The organism is Flavobacterium terrigena (assembly GCF_900108955.1).
GTDB classification, from domain to species: Bacteria; Bacteroidota; Bacteroidia; order Flavobacteriales; family Flavobacteriaceae; genus Flavobacterium; species Flavobacterium terrigena.
In genome coordinates, this window is the sequence record NZ_FNYA01000009.1 from 51,806 (window position 1) to 68,433 (window position 16,628).

A 16,628-nucleotide genomic window follows, 5' to 3' on the forward strand; every position below is an offset into this window, starting at 1 on the left:
GTAATTTTAGTTTTAATAAAGATAATAAAAATTATTTATTCTTTAATAAACTGATAATTTGTTCTGCTAGTTCTGTTCCAATTCGGTCTTGCGCTTCTAATGTTGCTGCTCCGATATGTGGCGTTAACGAAATTTTTGGATGCATTAAGATTTGAATTTCTGGAGTTGGTTCGTTTTCGAAAACATCTAAACCAGCGAATAATACTTTTTCCGCATCTAAAGCTTCTACTAAAGCCACTTCATTAATTACACCACCACGAGCACAGTTTACAATTCCAACATCATTTTTCATGATATCAAATTCTGCTTTGTCTAAAACATAACCATCTTGTGCTGGAACGTGAATCGTAATAAAATCCGAATGTTTTAAAACATCTTCTAACGGTTCTGTAATCATATCAACATTGATAAATTGCCCGTTGTAAAAATCCACACGAATTGTAGCATCACTTACATATTTATCCGCAGCAATAACTCTCATTCCTAAACCTAAAGCCATTTTAGCAACAGCTTGACCAATACGTCCGAAACCAATAATTCCTAACGTTTTTCCACGAAGTTCTAATCCTTCAGCATAAGCTTTTTTCAAACCATTGAAATTCGTATCACCTTCTAAAGGCATATTTCTATTGGCATCGTGTAAAAAACGAATTCCAGTAAATAAATGTGCGAAAACTAATTCGGCTACACTTTCAGAAGAAGAAGCTGGCGTATTAATTACGTGAATTCCTTTTGAACGTGCATAATCCACATCAATATTATCCATTCCAACGCCACCACGACCAATAATTTGAATTCCTGGACAAGCATCAATAATGTCTTGTTTTACTTTTGTTGCACTTCTTACCAAAATCACTTTAATGTCGTGTGTATTGATATAATTGGCAACTTGTTCTTGCGCTACTTTTGTGGTAAGGACTTCAAAACCTGCTTTTTCTAATGTTTTGATTCCACTTTTTGATATTCCGTCGTTTGCTAATACTTTCATTTTATGCTGAATTTATTTATTTAGAAGTAATAATGTTGTTTCAATATTCTCCCAAATTTTTAAGATTGTTTTATTTTCGTTACTCGATTTTAAATATATTTCTTTTCCATTTTCAGAAAGTGAATATTTTTTTTCATTTTTAATTACTAAATCATTCTTTAATAAATAAGATATAGAAGAATTTATTTCTTTTTGATTTGGAACTGAGTGATTAATTCCATCTGGAATTAAAGAAATTCCTTCAAAAGTTATAGGTTCAAGTTGACTACCCATAGCAATTGATAAAAATATCCATGAAATTATATTAAAATCTTCATTCATTTTTTTATCTGAACACTAGATACTGATTACTGAACACTTTTTTTCTAATTCTTTCATCACATTCACTAATGCTTCAACACTTTCTAATGGAAGTGCATTGTACATGGAAGCACGATAGCCGCCAACAGAACGATGTCCAGTTAATCCAGAAATTCCTGCTGCTTTCCACATTGTATCAAATTTTTCTGTTAAAGATTCATCTGTTAATACAAAAGTCGCATTCATATTACTTCTGTCTTCTGTAACGGCAGTTCCTTTAAACAAAGGATTTCTGTCGATTTCTGTATATAATAATTGTGCTTTTTGTTCGTTGATTTTTTCAATAGCAGCGATTCCGCCTAATTTTTTCAACCATTGTAATGTCAACAATGATGCATAAATTGGGAATACTGGCGGTGTGTTGTACATGCTTTCTGCTTTGATATGTTTTTCATAATCTAGCATACTTGGAATGTAACGTCCTGTTTTTCCTAAGATTTCTTCTTTCACCACGACTAAAGTCGCACCAGCTGGACCCATATTTTTTTGAGCTCCGGCGTAAATTAAATCGAATTGAGAAAAGTCTAAAGTTCTTGAAAAAATATCCGAACTCATATCGCAAACCAAAGGCACGTTTGTTTTAGGAAATGATTTCATTTGTGTTCCGAAAATGGTATTGTTACTCGTACAATGGAAATAATTCGCATCTGAAGGAATTTCGATGTTTTTCGGAATGAAATTATAATTTGCCTCTTTTGAAGAACCAACGATTAGAGTTTCTCCAAAATGTTTTGCTTCTTTAATCGCGTTGTTTGCCCAAGTTCCAGTATCTAAATATGCTGCTTTTCCGTCAGATTTCATTAAGTTATAAGGCGTCATTAAGAATTGCATACTCGCACCGCCATGTAAAAAAAGTGCTTGATAACCTTTATTTTCTAGACCTAAAAGTTCTAAAACTAGAGCACGAGCTTCTTCCATAACCGCTACAAAGTCTTTACTTCTGTGCGATATTTCTAATAAAGATAAATCGGAATTATTAAAATTTAGAATGGCTTGAGCCGATTTCTCGAAAACTTCTTGAGGTAAAATGCAAGGTCCTGCACTGTAATTGTGTTTTTTCATTTTGGTAGTATGTTGTAGTTTTGCGCAAATTTCCAACATTTGAAATTTCCTCAAAAAAATAATTTAACAATTTTAAAACGATTTGTTAACGAAATCGTTTGCGTAACTATTTTATTTCTTCTTTTTCTCGTCTTTTCGATTCGAATTTACCTTTGCTTCCAAATTAAAATTAGGTTCATGTTTATGAACTTCCTTTTCTTTTTGATGCTTAATGATTTCTTTAATTTTTGATAGTGCCATCTTACAAATTATTTAAAAAAGCTAATGTATCTACATTATCAGCATAATCCCATAATTTTGGTTTTTGAGTTTCACCAAAATAAACTGAATTGTCAATAATTCCATTCGAAACCACACATTGAATGATTTCTGCATCTTGTTGTATACGCGCTTTGATTTCGTTTATGTCTTCGTAATATTCATAAAAAACAGAAGAAATAGGTGAGGCGTGACTCGTATCTTCTTTTATAGTTAAAAATTCATTGTCTAACAATTGAAAGTTACTCATTAAAAATACGGCTTTGTTGTAATCGTAATTATTGGCGTATTTTTCATAGTAAATCACATCTTTTTGAGCGAACATTCCGTTGAAAAATGAATCGAAATTATAATTTTTAGGAACAAATATTTTAGAAACATTTCGGCAACCTAATCCGAAATATCTAAAAACGTCTTCACTTAATAATGTCATTTCTTCTGGAGTTTCATTTCCAGTTAAAACCGCAATCGAATTTCTGCTTTTTCTAATAATTGAAGGTTTATCTTTGAAATAATATTCGAAATATCGAGCTGTATTGTTGCTTCCTGTAGCAATTACGGCATCAAAACCTTCTAATTTACCTTCTACAAAAGTTATTTTTTTATTGAAACGTTCATCTAAAGCAATTAGATATTTCGCTAAAAATTTAATTAAATAATCGTCTTTACTTGATGTTTTTACCAATACATTATTACCAGAAACTAAAACCGAAACAAAATCGTGAAAACCCACTAACGGAATATTTCCAGCTAAAATCAAACCTACATTTTTAGGATCTTTTTCATTGAATGAATACGCTGAAAGCCATTGAATTAGGTTCTCTTCAGTTAAAGCATCTGCCCAACTAGAAATGCTATAATGCACATTATCTGGTGTAAACCAATTGTTGTGGGATTGCGATAAAGCGATTAAATCTACAAACTGATCAAAAAATAAATCATTGTGTAATACAGTGTTATTTTGCTGATTATTGTCTAACGAAAATTGACTTAAAAATTTTCCTAATTCTACAAAACAATTTTTTATTTCAGATTGTGACATTTCTTTTTTGGTTATATTTAGTTTACGTTGTATTTTTGTACAAAATTAAACATTTAGTTAGACTTTTGTAGCAGAAATTTTTTAAAACTTCTGACATCTAATTTCTGACATCAAACTTTAAAAATATGGCAATAATTATAACGGATGAATGTATTAATTGTGGGGCTTGTGAACCAGAATGTCCAAATACAGCAATATATGAAGGAGCTGACGATTGGCGTTGGAAAGATGGAACGAAACTTTCTGGGAAAATAATTTTACCAGACGGAACGGAAATCGATTCAGATGCGGCGCAAACTCCAATTTCTGACGATTTGTATTATATTGTTCCAGGAAAATGTACAGAATGTAAAGGTTTTCATGAAGAACCACAATGCGCAGCTGTTTGTCCAGTTGATTGTTGTGTTCCCGATGATGAACATGTGGAAAGTGAAGAAACACTTTTAAACAGACAATCATTTTTACATAATGAGTAAAAAACAATCAAAGTAAAATAAAAAAAAAGCTCTTCATTTTGAAGAGCTTTTTTTTGCATAATTTTTTTAAAACTTATTCAATAATCAGTTTAGCGGTAAATAATTTTCTAGAATGTATTTTTATAATATACATTCCTTTTGCTAAATCTTGTGTAATCAATGAATACTTGTTATTATTCACGTTTTTCGTTGCATACAATAGTTTACCTTCCATATCAAATAATTTAATTTCATCAATTGGATAATCACATTGAATAAATGTTTGTTTGTTATTATTTGAAGGATTTGGATATAATTTTATACCATTATCGATTTTAAATCCTTCACTTTCTAATGGGCTCATCATTTGAAATTCAACTCTGTTTGAAACTTCATTATAAGAATCGTTTGTAAACATAACGATAAAATAGTTTCCTGGAGCTGTTGGCATATTTACATTGGTAATTTGTGCTGAACCTTGTGCTACACCATTAAAATATTGATAACTAATTAATGGATCAGAATTTGGATTGTCATTTTCATTATATATTCCCAACCAATCTTTTACAATTCCAGGCGCATCTGTCCAAGAAGCTGTAATTTGTTCACCTAAGTCATATACTGGACTATCTATCCAAAGTTCCGTAACAATATCACCAACTTTAAAGAATACTTTATTCCCAATGGCATTATTGCTGTTTTGGATGAAATATTGTGCATAATAATATCCTTTCGGTAAATTACTAAAGGTTTTTGTACCGCTTACAGTAGTTACATATTGCCATGATGTAGCAGGTGCATCACCAGCATTAATTCCCATTTTGTAAATCCCAATCCAATCGTTTGTGATATTCGGACCATTTGTAAAAGAAACAATTACATTTTGACCTAGAGGATATTCTGTTAAATTAGTACTTAATATTGGTACTGGTCCAACATAAAAATAAACTCTTGTTGCCACTTCAGTATAACCATTATTAATAAAAAGCGCTGCAAAATAACGACCGGCTTGTGTTAATCCAGAACTATAATTGGCGGTTCCACTCGTAGTTCCATTTGTATAAGACCAAAGTGTAGAATTATTAATTCCTGGGACTTGTCCATCTTTGTATATACCAATCCACGTGTTACTTGTAGTTGGCGCATTTACATAATTTACAGAAATAGATTGGTTAATTGCATATACATTATTGGTATTATTTAATGAAATTTCAGTAATTCCAACGTTGCTATTAATTACTTCGAAAGAAACCACATCACTCCAATCAGACCATTCTAAGTTTCTATCTCTATGACGAAGTTTTGCATAATGAATACCATTATCTATTGAATTAGCTAGAAGCTCCATTTTAGTAATATCAACACCTAAATTAATATTTACAGTTGAATCTTTTTGTGTACCATATTTTCCAAATAAATTTTCAAAATCACGATACGATTCTTTTTCAATAGTATTAAAATCAGCAAATTTTGAAACTACAAATTGAGTGGTATTTAAAAGTTCCGTTTCATTTGTTGAAAATGCAGATCCAGTAAGTGTTAAAGGAAGTTGAACTGGCGCAGTAAATGTGTTTGTAATACTAGGTTTGTTTGGTCTTTGTTTATTTTTATATCGATGAAACGAATCCATTAATTGATTGTTCTTCCATTGTAAAACACTTCCAATCGAATAACTTTCTACATCCATTTTACCGTTTGTAACATCAATATCTACAATTTGATACATCCAATTACTAATCGTTTTTTGAACATCTTCAAAGTCTTGTTCCGTTGACATCGACCAATATTGATCCCAAGCCGTTCCACCAGAAATAATTTGGTAAGCCGTTTGATTTTTTAATTGTCCTCTATGATATAAATGATGATGTGCACCAATATGCATAATGTACTTGTTCGATGTAGTTAATAAAGGAACGGCGGTATCTCTAACCCAATTTGAAATATCTCCAACATATTGTTCTGCTTGATAAGGACGATGACTTAAAGAAAAAATCCAATCTACCGTGTTATCGTTTTGTGCAGCAGTTATAACTTGTTGTAACCATGCCAATTGCGCTGCACCGGTATGTTCAGAACTCATACTGATAAATAAAACATTTCCAGCTTGTTGCGCATAATAATTCTCCGTGTTTGATGAAATTCCTTGATACGATAACTCACTCATATAGAAATGACTATAGTACGAATTCATACCTAAAGTTCCGTATGTTTCATGGTTTCCAACTGTAGTTTGAATTGGAATATTTCCTGAAAGCTCTCTGTTTTTCTTAAAGTGGACATGTTCATAATGATCTAAAGTTCCAACATCAACTTGATCACCAACCATAAATGTCATGGAAACATTATCATCTGGAGATAGCGTAGCACCCCATTTTTCTTTAATTTTCCTTTTAGCTGCAGAGACTAATGAATCATAACGAGGTTCGTTTTTTAATTGATTATCACCCATGATTAAAAATCGAATATGTCCATCTGCAGTTGCTGCTTGCCCAGGATTTGGTAAGGTTTTAAAAGATTTAATGACAGATAATTCACTACCAGTTTTAATTCGGTAATAATATTTAGTATTAGCTGTTAAATTTGTAAGTTTTGCAGAATGATAATAATAATTACCAGGATATCCAGTGTCAGTAAAAATATTAGTATTTCCAGTAACAGTTACGTTTAAATTTGCTGAAGAAGTTCCATATTCAACAATAGTTTCACTATTACTGTTAGTTTTCCAATTTACATAAATTGAAGTTGGTGTTACATTTTGTAAATAGGGATGCAATGTCTGTGAAAAACAGGAGTATCCTATTAAAAGAGTTAAGTAGAAAAGTTTTTTCATGATAAATTAATGTTTGTTTATGCTGCAAACTTAGATTCACACTGTTAAGTTAAGTTGCTTTGTTTTTTATTAAAACATATAGATTTTGTTAAATTTATCAATCGAAGTAAAGTAATTGTAAAGCGTAATTTTTGTTTTTGTATTTCAACTTTGCTACTCCGTAACTTTTAAACTATATTTGCAAACTTAAATTTAAAACTAACTGTTAGCTTTAATAGGTTAACTGAATACAAATAATATGAAAGCAGGAATTGTAGGCTTACCAAACGTAGGAAAATCGACATTATTTAATTGTTTATCTAACGCAAAAGCGCAAAGTGCAAACTTTCCTTTTTGTACTATCGAACCAAATATTGGTGTAGTAAACGTACCAGATCCAAGAATTAATCGTTTAGAAGAATTGGTAAAACCAGAGCGTGTACAAATGGCAACTGTTGATATTGTTGATATTGCAGGTTTAGTTAAAGGTGCAAGTAAAGGTGAAGGATTAGGAAATCAGTTTTTAGGAAATATTAGAGAATGTAACGCGATTATTCACGTGTTACGTTGTTTTGATAACGATAATATTGTGCACGTTGATGGTAATGTAAACCCAATTCGTGATAAAGAAACTATTGACATAGAATTACAATTAAAAGACTTAGAAACAGTTGAAAAACGTTTAGAAAAAGCAAATAAAGGTGCAAAAACCGGAAATGCTGAAGCAAAAATTGAAAAAAGTATTTTAGATAAAATTAAAGAAGCTTTATTACAAGGAAAATCGGCAAGAACGGTTGAACCAAATGGTATTGAAGAAGCAGCTTTATACGATGCATTTCAGTTAATTACAGCTAAACCAGTTTTATATGTTTGTAACGTGGACGAAGCATCTGCTGTAAACGGAAACAAATATGTAGATCAGGTTAGAGAATTAGTAAAAGACGAACAAGCAGAAGTTATTATTCTTTCTGTTGGTGCAGAAGCTGATATTACTGAATTAGAAAGCTACGAAGAACGTCAGGTTTTCTTAGAAGATATGGGATTATCTGAACCAGGTTCTGCAGTTTTAATTCGTGCAGCTTATAAATTATTAAACTTACAAACGTATTTTACGGCTGGAGTTAAAGAAGTTAGAGCTTGGACCATTCAAGTTGGAGATACTGCGCCACAAGCGGCTGGAGTAATTCATACCGATTTCGAAAAAGGATTTATCCGTGCAGAAGTTATTGCTTTTGAAGATTATTCTAATTTAGGAACAGAAGCAAAATGTAAAGAAGCTGGAAAACTTAGAGTTGAAGGTAAAGAATACATTGTGAAAGATGGTGATGTTATGCATTTCCGTTTTAACGTGTAATTTTAGAAAATAGAATGAAGAAAATTTGAAATCTGCTAATTTGTTTTACCAGATTTTTTTTTGTGGCATAACATTTGTTAAGTTCTTCTTAAAATTTACAGATATGAAAACCATCAAAAAGACTTTAAAATACATAGGCTTATTCTTATTGGCATTAATTACATATGGATTGCTTGTTTCGTTACTATCTTTTATTCCTGTAAATAGTAATAAAGTTGAGGTTGACGAACCAAAAATTGAAATTTTTATTTTGTCAAACGGAGTTCATACTGACATCGTCGTTCCTGTAAAAAATGATACTTTCGATTGGTCGAAACAAATCAAATTCGAATACACAAAAGCAAAAGATTCAACAGCGAAATACTTAGCAATGGGTTGGGGAGATAGAGGATTTTATTTAGAAACACCAACTTGGGCCGATTTAAAAGTCAGCACGGCTTTAAAAGCTACAACCGGATTAAGTTCTAGCGCTTTGCATACCACTTTTTACAAAACTATGAAAGAAGATGCGTATTGCAAAAAGATTCAAATTTCGACATCAGAATATCAAAAATTAGTGGTATTTATCAATGATTCTTTTGAAACAAAATATGGTTCAACCATCAAAATTGATACGGATGCCGTTTACGGTAAAAACGACATTTTCTACGAAGCAAAAGGAAGTTATTCTTTATTTTACACCTGTAATTCTTGGGCAAATCAGGCCTTAAAATCGGCCAACCAAAAAGCAGCTTTACATACTTTAACCGACACTGGAATTTTCAGACATTATTCTAAGTAGTTAATAGTGATTAGTAAAAAGTGATAAGCTAATTACTATGGACTAATTACTTTTTATTAAACTCACAACTTCTTAATAACTTCTTCAAAAACCATTTTTATTTTTTAATGAAATCGTTTATCTTGCAAAAAATCCAAAATCCGATTATGCTAGAGCAACAAGATCAATACAACGAAGATAATATACGTTCACTCGACTGGAAAGAGCATATCCGTATGCGTCCGGGAATGTATATTGGAAAATTGGGAGATGGTTCATCACCAGATGATGGTATTTATATTTTATTAAAAGAGGTTCTCGACAACTGTATCGATGAATTTGTAATGGGTGCTGGTAAAACTATTGAAGTCACTATTAAAGAACGATTGGTTACCGTACGCGATTATGGTCGTGGTATTCCATTAGGAAAAGTCGTGGATGTAGTTTCCAAAATGAATACGGGTGGAAAGTACGATTCTAAAGCCTTCAAAAAATCAGTTGGACTAAATGGAGTAGGAACCAAGGCAGTTAATGCTTTGTCAAACTTTTTCCGTGTAGAATCTGTTCGTGATAACCAACAAAAAGCGGCCGAATTTTCTGCAGGAAATTTAACCTTAGAAGAAGATATCATCGAATCTACAAAACGTAAAGGAACAAAAGTTTCTTTCGTGGCGGATGAGGTAATCTTTAAAAACTACAAATATCGTAATGAGTATGTAATTAAAATGCTCAAAAACTATTGTTATTTGAATACAGGTTTGACCATTATTTACAATGGTGAAAAATTTTATTCAGACAATGGTTTAAAAGATTTATTGGAAGAAACCATTATGGAAGAAGATATGGTGTATCCAATTATTCATCTTTTAGGTGACGATATTGAAGTAGCCATAACTCACAGTAAAACACAATATTCAGAAGAATATTATTCTTTCGTAAACGGACAAAACACCACGCAAGGAGGAACGCACTTAGGTGCTTTTCGTGAAGCGGTTGTGAAAACGATTAAAGAGTATTACAACAAACCTTTTGAGGCTTCAGATATTCGTAAATCGATAGTTTCGGCTATTGTGGTGCGTGTGGAAGAACCAGTTTTCGAAAGTCAGACTAAAACTAAGTTGGGTTCTACAGAAATGGGACCAAACGCGCCATCAGTTCGTACGTTTGTAAATGATTTTATTAAAACGAAGCTAGATAACTTCTTGCATAAAAATCCAGAAGTTGCGGATGCTTTACTTCGTAAAATTTTACAAGCAGAACGTGAGCGTAAAGAATTATCTGGAATTAGAAAATTAGCGAAAGATAGAGCGAAGAAAGCGAATTTACATAATAAGAAATTACGCGATTGCCGAGTACATTTAACGGATGCGAAAAACCCAAGAAGTTTAGAAAGTACGCTTTTTATTACCGAGGGAGATTCAGCTTCGGGTTCGATTACTAAAAGTCGTGATGTAAATACACAAGCCGTTTTCAGTTTACGTGGTAAGCCACTAAACTCGTACGGAATGACCAAGAAAATTGTGTACGAAAACGAAGAATTCAATTTATTGCAAGCGGCACTTAATATTGAAGAAAGCATGGAAGATTTACGCTATAACAATATCGTAATTGCTACCGATGCCGATGTCGATGGAATGCACATTCGTTTGTTGTTAATTACGTTCTTCTTACAGTTTTTTCCTGAAATGATTAAAGAAGGTCACTTGTATATTTTACAAACGCCTTTATTTAGAATTCGAAATAAAAAAGAAACCATTTATTGCTACTCGGAAGAAGAAAGAAAAGCAGCGATGGAAAAATTAAAACCAAAACCAGAAATTACCCGATTTAAAGGATTAGGAGAGATTTCGCCAGATGAGTTTAAAAATTTCATTGGAGAAAGTATTCGTTTGGATCCTGTGATGTTAGATAAAGCCACATCTATTGAAAAATTATTAGAATTCTATATGGGTAAAAACACACCCGACCGTCAAGAGTTTATCATTAACAACTTGAAGGTAGAATTAGATGTAGTGGAAGAGGAAGTTTAGAAGAAAAATAAAAACATACTGAAAACTCTGTAATGAATTCAGAGAAAATAAATTCAGCATAAATGAAAGACGAAGAAGAAAACATAAATCCAGAAGAAGAAAATACGGATAATACTGAAAATACTAATTCAGAGGATAATTCTATTGATGACAATCAAGAAGATGAACTTTCCGAAGAAATTATTGAAGTAGAAGCCAAACACTTCGAAGGAGAGCATTTTTACGACCACGACGAAAATCCAGAAGATACCATTACCAAAGTTACAGGAATGTACAAAGATTGGTTTTTGGACTATGCTTCGTATGTAATTTTAGAGCGTGCCGTTCCTGCTATTGAAGATGGTTTCAAACCTGTTCAACGTCGTATTATGCACTCGCTAAAAGAGTTGGATGATGGTCGTTATAACAAAGTAGCGAATGTAGTTGGACATACCATGCAGTATCATCCTCACGGAGATGCCAGTATTGGTGATGCTATGGTACAAATCGGTCAACGTGAATTGCTTATCGATTGTCAAGGGAACTGGGGAAATATTCTAACAGGTGATAGCGCCGCTGCTTCTCGTTATATTGAAGCACGTTTGTCAAAATTTGCCTTGGAAGTATTGTATTCTCCAAAAATTACCGATTGGGGTGTTTCATATGATGGTCGTCGTGCAGAACCAAACAATTTGCCAGTAAAATTTCCATTATTATTAGCTTCAGGAGCAGAAGGAATTGCGGTTGGATTATCAACGAAAGTCTTACCTCACAATTTCATTGAATTAATTGACGCTTCTATAAAAATATTAAAAGGGAAACCATTTACGATTTATCCCGATTTCCAAACGGCGGGTATTGCCGACGTTTCGAATTATAATGACGGAATGCGTGGTGGAAGAGTTCGTGTACGAGCAAAAATTTCGCAATTAGACAAGCAAACGTTAGTCATTACTCAAATTCCCTTTTCAACCAATACATCAACATTGATTGATAGTATTTTGAAAGCGAATGAAAAAGGTAAAATAAAAATTAAAAAGATTGAAGATAATACAGCTGCTGAGGTAGAAATATTAATTCATCTTTTCCCAGGTGTTTCGCCAGATAAATCTATTGATGCTTTGTATGCTTTTACGGCATGTGAAACTTCGGTAGCGCCTTTAGGTTGTGTAATTGGCGATAATAAACCGATGTTTATTGGTGTTTCTGAAATGTTGAAAATTTCAACTGACAGAACCGTTCAATTACTTAAATCTGAGTTGGAAATTCAGTTAGAAGAATTAAAAACAAAATGGCATTTTTCAACTTTAGAAAAAATCTTCATTCGTGAAGAAATGTATATCGATTTCAAATTGTATTCGGATAGAGAAACACTTTATGAATATTTATACAAGCGATTTGAACCATTCAAAAAGTCATTTGTTCGAGATATTGTAGATGAAGATTTACAGAAATTAACGCAAATTCCAATGATTCGTATTACGCGTTTCGATTCGGATAAAGCGGACGATTTTATTTCGAAATTAGAAGACGAAATGAAAGAAGTGCAACATCATTTAGATAATTTAATTGATTTTGCGATTGATTATTTCGCCAAACTAAAAGAAAAATACGGAAAAGGAAGAGAGCGTCAAACGGAATTAAGAAGTTTCGATACGATTGAAGCTACGAAAGTGGTTTTACGTAACACCAAATTATATGTAAACAAAGAAGAAGGTTTCTTTGGAACTGGCTTAAAGAAAGACGAATATGTTGCAGATTGTTCAGATATTGATGATGTGATTGTTTTCCTTAGAGATGGAAGAATGATGATTGCGAAAGTGGACGATAAAAAGTTCGTTGGAAAAGACATCATTCATATTGCAGTTTTCGATAAAAACGACAAACGTACCATTTACAATATGATGTATCGCGATGGTAAAAATGGTTCGACATTTATTAAACGTTTCAATGTTTCTGGTGTAACTCGTGATAAGTTTTACGATTTAACACAAGAAAAACCAGGTTCTCAAGTACTTTATTTCTCTGCGAATCCAAATGGAGAAGCTGAGGTTGTGACGATTTTATTACGTCAAGTTGGAAGTATCAAGAAACTGAAATGGGATCAAGATTTTTCAGATATTGCTATTAAAGGTCGTGCTAGTAAAGGTAATACGGTTTCTAAATATCCGATCAAGAAAATTGAATTAAAAGAAAAAGGAATTTCTACACTTCGACCAAGAAAAATTTGGTTTGATGAAACGGTGCATCGTTTAAATGTAGATGGAAGAGGTGAGTTGTTAGGTGAATTTAAGCCTAATGATAGATTGCTTATCGCGAATCAATCAGGAAAAATTAAAACCATTATTCCTGAATTGACAACACATTTCGATGAAGACATGATTGTGATGGAAAAATGGAATCCAAAAAAACCGATTTCAGCGATTTATTACGATGGTGAAAAAGACCGTTATTTCGTGAAACGTTTCTTAATCGAAAATGAAAATAAAGAAGAAATTTTTATCACAGAACATGATAAATCACAATTAGAAATCATTTCAACTGATTGGTTGCCAATGGCTGAGGTTGTTTATGCTAAAGTAAAAGGTGTGCAAAAAGACAATCAGATTGTGAATTTAGATGAGTTTATTACAGTTAAAGGAATTAAAGCTTTAGGAAACCAGTTAACTACTGATAAGATTAAGCAAATCAATATGTTAGAACCGTTGCCTTATGAAGAAGTTTTAGACGAACCTGAAATTCCTACTTCAGAAGAAAATGAATCAAAAGACATTCAGGATTTCAACATAGAACTAGACGACGACGGACAAATTACGTTGAGTTTGGAGTAAATAATAGTAACCCTTCAAGAGTTCAAAACTCTTGAAGGGTTTAAAGTTAAAAAAAGCCTCATATTTCTATGAGGCTTTTTTTATAATTTAATTATTTTGAAATTCATAGATGTATCAATCCAATTTATTTTTACAAAATAGATTCCAGATTCAAATTCAGAAAAGTCTAAGTTAGAAGTGTTTTCATTTTTAATTGCTAATACTTTTCCAGTTATGTCTAAAATTTCAACACTTTGATAATCTGAGTTTAAAGTTGAAATAGTTAAGCTATTTTGTACAGGATTAGGATATATTTGAACATCTTTTTTTGAAACAAAACTTTCAGAACCTAAAACAGTATTGTCTAAATAATCAGGAATTCCGTTGGCATTTGTGTCATCATCTAAAGGAGATCCGTTAAAGTTGTAATCTTCATTTATGGATAAAACACCATCGCCATCATCATCAGGATCTCTGAAATTTAAAATTTCATCATTATCAGTATCTTCGTTATTTAGTATGGTGTCATTATTTAAATCTTCAAATTCATTTAGTACAGAATCATTGTCATCATCAAGATTTGATTTAACGGTGGTTAAAAATACACTAATAAAATAATAATCTAAAGTTGCTTGATCATAACTAGGGCCTGTTCCGCTATAAGTTAATTTCGCAAAGCATTCTTGAGAATTAATTACTTGATTAACGTAAGTACTCCCAATCACATTCGTATTATTTGTAAAATCAGTTTGCGTTGGAAATAAGGAACGATTGTATCCTGAAAGATCATATCCTAACGTTAAAGCTTTATTATAAAGAATAGTATTGATATAGTGATTAATATCAAATGTTGCAAATCCATCATTATTATTGTCAATCACAAAATAATAGTTGACGCCTGGTGGAGGTGGAGCAAGCTGTTGCCCTATTACATTATTAAACGAAAATAACAATGTTAGTAGTAGAATTATTTTTTTCATTTTTTGTTTTTTAGTTAGTTGTGTTTATACTTAATAGTTTCTTATTTAGAATTTTGATAGTTCAAAACTACATTTTTTTGATACTTATTTTACATTTTTAAGTCTTTAAGATGTAACAAATGACAACAGAAAAGTGACAAACAAATGGCTATTAGAAATTATTTCAACCAAGTAGAGTTACCAATAGATAAGATGATTTATAAAAAACATAAAAGACCATTTGTAAGATTTTTTTATGTTCAGTAAGAAATGAGTAAATAAATTCTTGGCTTATTTACGTAAAGTTATTTAAGTGTAACTTATTGATATTACGTTAAATCCGTAAAATTTGTTAATCTTTAGTATTGTTTATTTACAAAAAAAGTCCCGAAAATTCTTTCGGGACTATATAATTGAAAAAAGTTCCGAAAGAATTTTCGGAACTTTTTATATTTAATCAGTAATATCGGTATCTTCCAGTTCTTTATCCATGATTTTACTATTGTGTAAAACCACTGGTTTTTTGCTGTTTTTCTTCATTCTTAAGTTTAAGAATTCTACAAACAAAGAGAAGAAAATTGCAAAGTATAAATACCCTTTTGGAATACTGTGAACTTCAGTTCCGCCAAAGAACTTGATATCAGCTAAATGTGATCCTTCAGCTAAAAGCATTACACCGATTAAAATTAAGAATGATAATCCTAAAATTTGAATGGTTGGATGTTGGTTTACAAATTTAGAAACTGGTCCGGCAAATATTAACATAATTATCATTGAAGTCACAATTGCACCAATCATAATTTCTAGTGCACCAGCAGGTCCGAAACCAACAGGTGGTTCTGCTGCGCTCACTAATCCTACAGCAGTTAAAATACTATCAAAAGAAAAAACAATATTTAATAAAGCAATTTGTAAAACTGCAGCACTTAAAGAGCTACTTGCTTTTCCGCTTGTTCCTTCTTCTTCACCTTCTAATTTATGATGAATTTCTGATACTGATTTATATAATAAGAATAAACCACCACCAAAAACGATAATACTTTGTCCAGAAATACCTCCAGTTACAAATCCCCAATCAAAATCACAAAAAGATTCTTTTAAACTCATTACCCAAGTAATTCCAAAAAGTAAGATGATTCTAAAAACCATAGCTAATAATAAACCGATTTTTCTGGCTTTAGGTTGGTCTTCTTCTTTTAGTTTTCCAGATACAATTGATAAAAATACAATGTTATCAATACCTAATATGATTTCTAAAAAAGTTAGGGTTAATAACGCTACCCAAGCATTTGGATTTGATAAAATTTCCATTTAGTTTAATTTGTTAATTTATTTTTTACTTAGATTTTACGTAAACTATTCTTGTTTTGTTACAGAACCGAATTGTTTTTTTGCATCGCCCACAAAAGAATATTCGAAATTGTATTTTAAATCTTTGGTGTTTAGTATTTTAACGTGAACTGCTTTTTTCTCATTTCTGTTTTTTGGTTTCACATTTTCTAAGATATATTCGCAATCGTTAATCCAACGAATAGAAAAAGTGTCAATAACAGCATTATAATTTTCTATTTGAATAGAATCGTTTCTTTCGAAAGCACTCGTAAATTTTTTCCCTTCAACTGTTGTTTCTGAAGTGAATTTCCCTGTTTTGAAATCCTTACAAGATCTTTCTTGGTTGTAACAAGAAACTAAAGTAACTGTTGTTAAGAAGTAAAAATATTTTTTCAATTGTTTATTGTTTTTGGTTATTTCGTAATTCATA

14 protein-coding genes are annotated in these 16,628 nt (G+C 31.6%); 5 read left to right on the plus strand and 9 right to left on the minus strand.

Annotated features, from left to right (window positions below; all coding sequences use genetic code 11):
- Positions 1-31 precede the first annotated feature (31 nt).
- From BMX42_RS13330 to BMX42_RS13345, 5 genes are all read right to left on the minus strand, one after another.
- Entirely contained in the window at positions 32-988 is a 957-nt protein-coding gene (locus BMX42_RS13330) for a D-2-hydroxyacid dehydrogenase (protein ID WP_091315486.1), read from the minus strand.
- 12 nt (positions 989-1,000) lie between these two features.
- Positions 1,001-1,309 (minus strand): hypothetical protein, encoded by a 309-nt coding sequence (locus BMX42_RS13335; protein ID WP_143055658.1) that lies wholly within the window; start codon positions 1,307-1,309, stop codon positions 1,001-1,003.
- A 15-nt stretch (positions 1,310-1,324) separates the two neighbouring features.
- Positions 1,325-2,410 (minus strand): 3-phosphoserine/phosphohydroxythreonine transaminase, encoded by a 1,086-nt coding sequence (gene serC, locus BMX42_RS13340; RefSeq protein ID WP_091315493.1) that lies wholly within the window; start codon positions 2,408-2,410, stop codon positions 1,325-1,327.
- Positions 2,411-2,521: 111 nt separating this feature from the next.
- The gene (locus BMX42_RS14640; RefSeq protein ID WP_262487633.1) at positions 2,522-2,650 is read right to left on the minus strand and encodes a hypothetical protein; all 129 of its coding nucleotides are present in this window, start codon (positions 2,648-2,650) and stop codon (positions 2,522-2,524) included.
- A gap of 1 nt (position 2,651) precedes the next feature.
- A complete protein-coding gene (locus BMX42_RS13345; protein ID WP_091315496.1) occupies positions 2,652-3,710 on the minus strand; it encodes an acyl-CoA reductase in 1,059 nt (352 codons plus the stop codon).
- Between the two features lie 125 nt (positions 3,711-3,835).
- Between BMX42_RS13345 and BMX42_RS13350 the strand changes: the two genes are divergently transcribed.
- A complete protein-coding gene (locus tag BMX42_RS13350) occupies positions 3,836-4,186 on the plus strand; it encodes a 4Fe-4S binding protein (RefSeq protein WP_091315499.1) in 351 nt (116 codons plus the stop codon).
- A 73-nt stretch (positions 4,187-4,259) separates the two neighbouring features.
- Here the strand turns inward: BMX42_RS13350 and BMX42_RS13355 are convergent, their stop codons facing one another.
- Positions 4,260-6,995 (minus strand): fibronectin type III domain-containing protein, encoded by a 2,736-nt coding sequence (locus tag BMX42_RS13355; protein ID WP_091315503.1) that lies wholly within the window; start codon positions 6,993-6,995, stop codon positions 4,260-4,262.
- Between the two features lie 238 nt (positions 6,996-7,233).
- On the opposite strand from BMX42_RS13355, the gene ychF reads away from it, so the two are divergent.
- The 4 genes from ychF to BMX42_RS13375 all read left to right on the plus strand — a co-directional run bounded on the left by ychF (position 7,234) and on the right by BMX42_RS13375 (position 13,928).
- Entirely contained in the window at positions 7,234-8,328 is a 1,095-nt protein-coding gene (gene ychF, locus BMX42_RS13360; RefSeq protein WP_091315507.1) for a redox-regulated ATPase YchF, read from the plus strand.
- A gap of 103 nt (positions 8,329-8,431) precedes the next feature.
- Positions 8,432-9,109: a TIGR02117 family protein gene (locus BMX42_RS13365; RefSeq protein ID WP_091315510.1), complete on the plus strand. Its 678-nt coding sequence runs from the start codon at positions 8,432-8,434 to the stop codon at positions 9,107-9,109.
- 146 nt (positions 9,110-9,255) lie between these two features.
- Positions 9,256-11,118 (plus strand): DNA topoisomerase IV subunit B, encoded by a 1,863-nt coding sequence (locus BMX42_RS13370; RefSeq protein ID WP_091315513.1) that lies wholly within the window; start codon positions 9,256-9,258, stop codon positions 11,116-11,118.
- A gap of 62 nt (positions 11,119-11,180) precedes the next feature.
- Positions 11,181-13,928 (plus strand): DNA gyrase/topoisomerase IV subunit A, encoded by a 2,748-nt coding sequence (locus BMX42_RS13375; protein WP_091315517.1) that lies wholly within the window; start codon positions 11,181-11,183, stop codon positions 13,926-13,928.
- A gap of 80 nt (positions 13,929-14,008) precedes the next feature.
- Here the strand turns inward: BMX42_RS13375 and BMX42_RS13380 are convergent, their stop codons facing one another.
- The 3 genes from BMX42_RS13380 to BMX42_RS13390 all read right to left on the minus strand — a co-directional run bounded on the left by BMX42_RS13380 (position 14,009) and on the right by BMX42_RS13390 (position 16,627).
- The gene (locus tag BMX42_RS13380; RefSeq protein WP_091315519.1) at positions 14,009-14,887 is read right to left on the minus strand and encodes a T9SS type A sorting domain-containing protein; all 879 of its coding nucleotides are present in this window, start codon (positions 14,885-14,887) and stop codon (positions 14,009-14,011) included.
- A gap of 432 nt (positions 14,888-15,319) precedes the next feature.
- Positions 15,320-16,177 (minus strand): TerC family protein, encoded by an 858-nt coding sequence (locus tag BMX42_RS13385; RefSeq protein ID WP_091315521.1) that lies wholly within the window; start codon positions 16,175-16,177, stop codon positions 15,320-15,322.
- A gap of 45 nt (positions 16,178-16,222) precedes the next feature.
- Positions 16,223-16,627, minus strand: coding sequence for a DNA topoisomerase IV (locus BMX42_RS13390; protein WP_245748296.1), 405 nt, complete (start codon positions 16,625-16,627; stop codon positions 16,223-16,225).
- Position 16,628 lies beyond the last annotated feature (1 nt).

Coding starts and splice junctions, on each gene's coding strand:
- BMX42_RS13330 (WP_091315486.1), bottom strand. CDS start 988: ATGAAAGTATTAGCAAACGACGGAATATCAAAAAGTGGAATCAAAACA.
- BMX42_RS13335 (WP_143055658.1), bottom strand. CDS start 1,309: ATGAATGAAGATTTTAATATAATTTCATGGATATTTTTATCAATTGCT.
- serC (WP_091315493.1), bottom strand. CDS start 2,410: ATGAAAAAACACAATTACAGTGCAGGACCTTGCATTTTACCTCAAGAA.
- BMX42_RS14640 (WP_262487633.1), bottom strand. CDS start 2,650: ATGGCACTATCAAAAATTAAAGAAATCATTAAGCATCAAAAAGAAAAG.
- BMX42_RS13345 (WP_091315496.1), bottom strand. CDS start 3,710: ATGTCACAATCTGAAATAAAAAATTGTTTTGTAGAATTAGGAAAATTT.
- BMX42_RS13350 (WP_091315499.1), top strand. CDS start 3,836: ATGGCAATAATTATAACGGATGAATGTATTAATTGTGGGGCTTGTGAA.
- BMX42_RS13355 (WP_091315503.1), bottom strand. CDS start 6,995: ATGAAAAAACTTTTCTACTTAACTCTTTTAATAGGATACTCCTGTTTT.
- ychF (WP_091315507.1), top strand. CDS start 7,234: ATGAAAGCAGGAATTGTAGGCTTACCAAACGTAGGAAAATCGACATTA.
- BMX42_RS13365 (WP_091315510.1), top strand. CDS start 8,432: ATGAAAACCATCAAAAAGACTTTAAAATACATAGGCTTATTCTTATTG.
- BMX42_RS13370 (WP_091315513.1), top strand. CDS start 9,256: ATGCTAGAGCAACAAGATCAATACAACGAAGATAATATACGTTCACTC.
- BMX42_RS13375 (WP_091315517.1), top strand. CDS start 11,181: ATGAAAGACGAAGAAGAAAACATAAATCCAGAAGAAGAAAATACGGAT.
- BMX42_RS13380 (WP_091315519.1), bottom strand. CDS start 14,887: ATGAAAAAAATAATTCTACTACTAACATTGTTATTTTCGTTTAATAAT.
- BMX42_RS13385 (WP_091315521.1), bottom strand. CDS start 16,177: ATGGAAATTTTATCAAATCCAAATGCTTGGGTAGCGTTATTAACCCTA.
- BMX42_RS13390 (WP_245748296.1), bottom strand. CDS start 16,627: ATGAATTACGAAATAACCAAAAACAATAAACAATTGAAAAAATATTTT.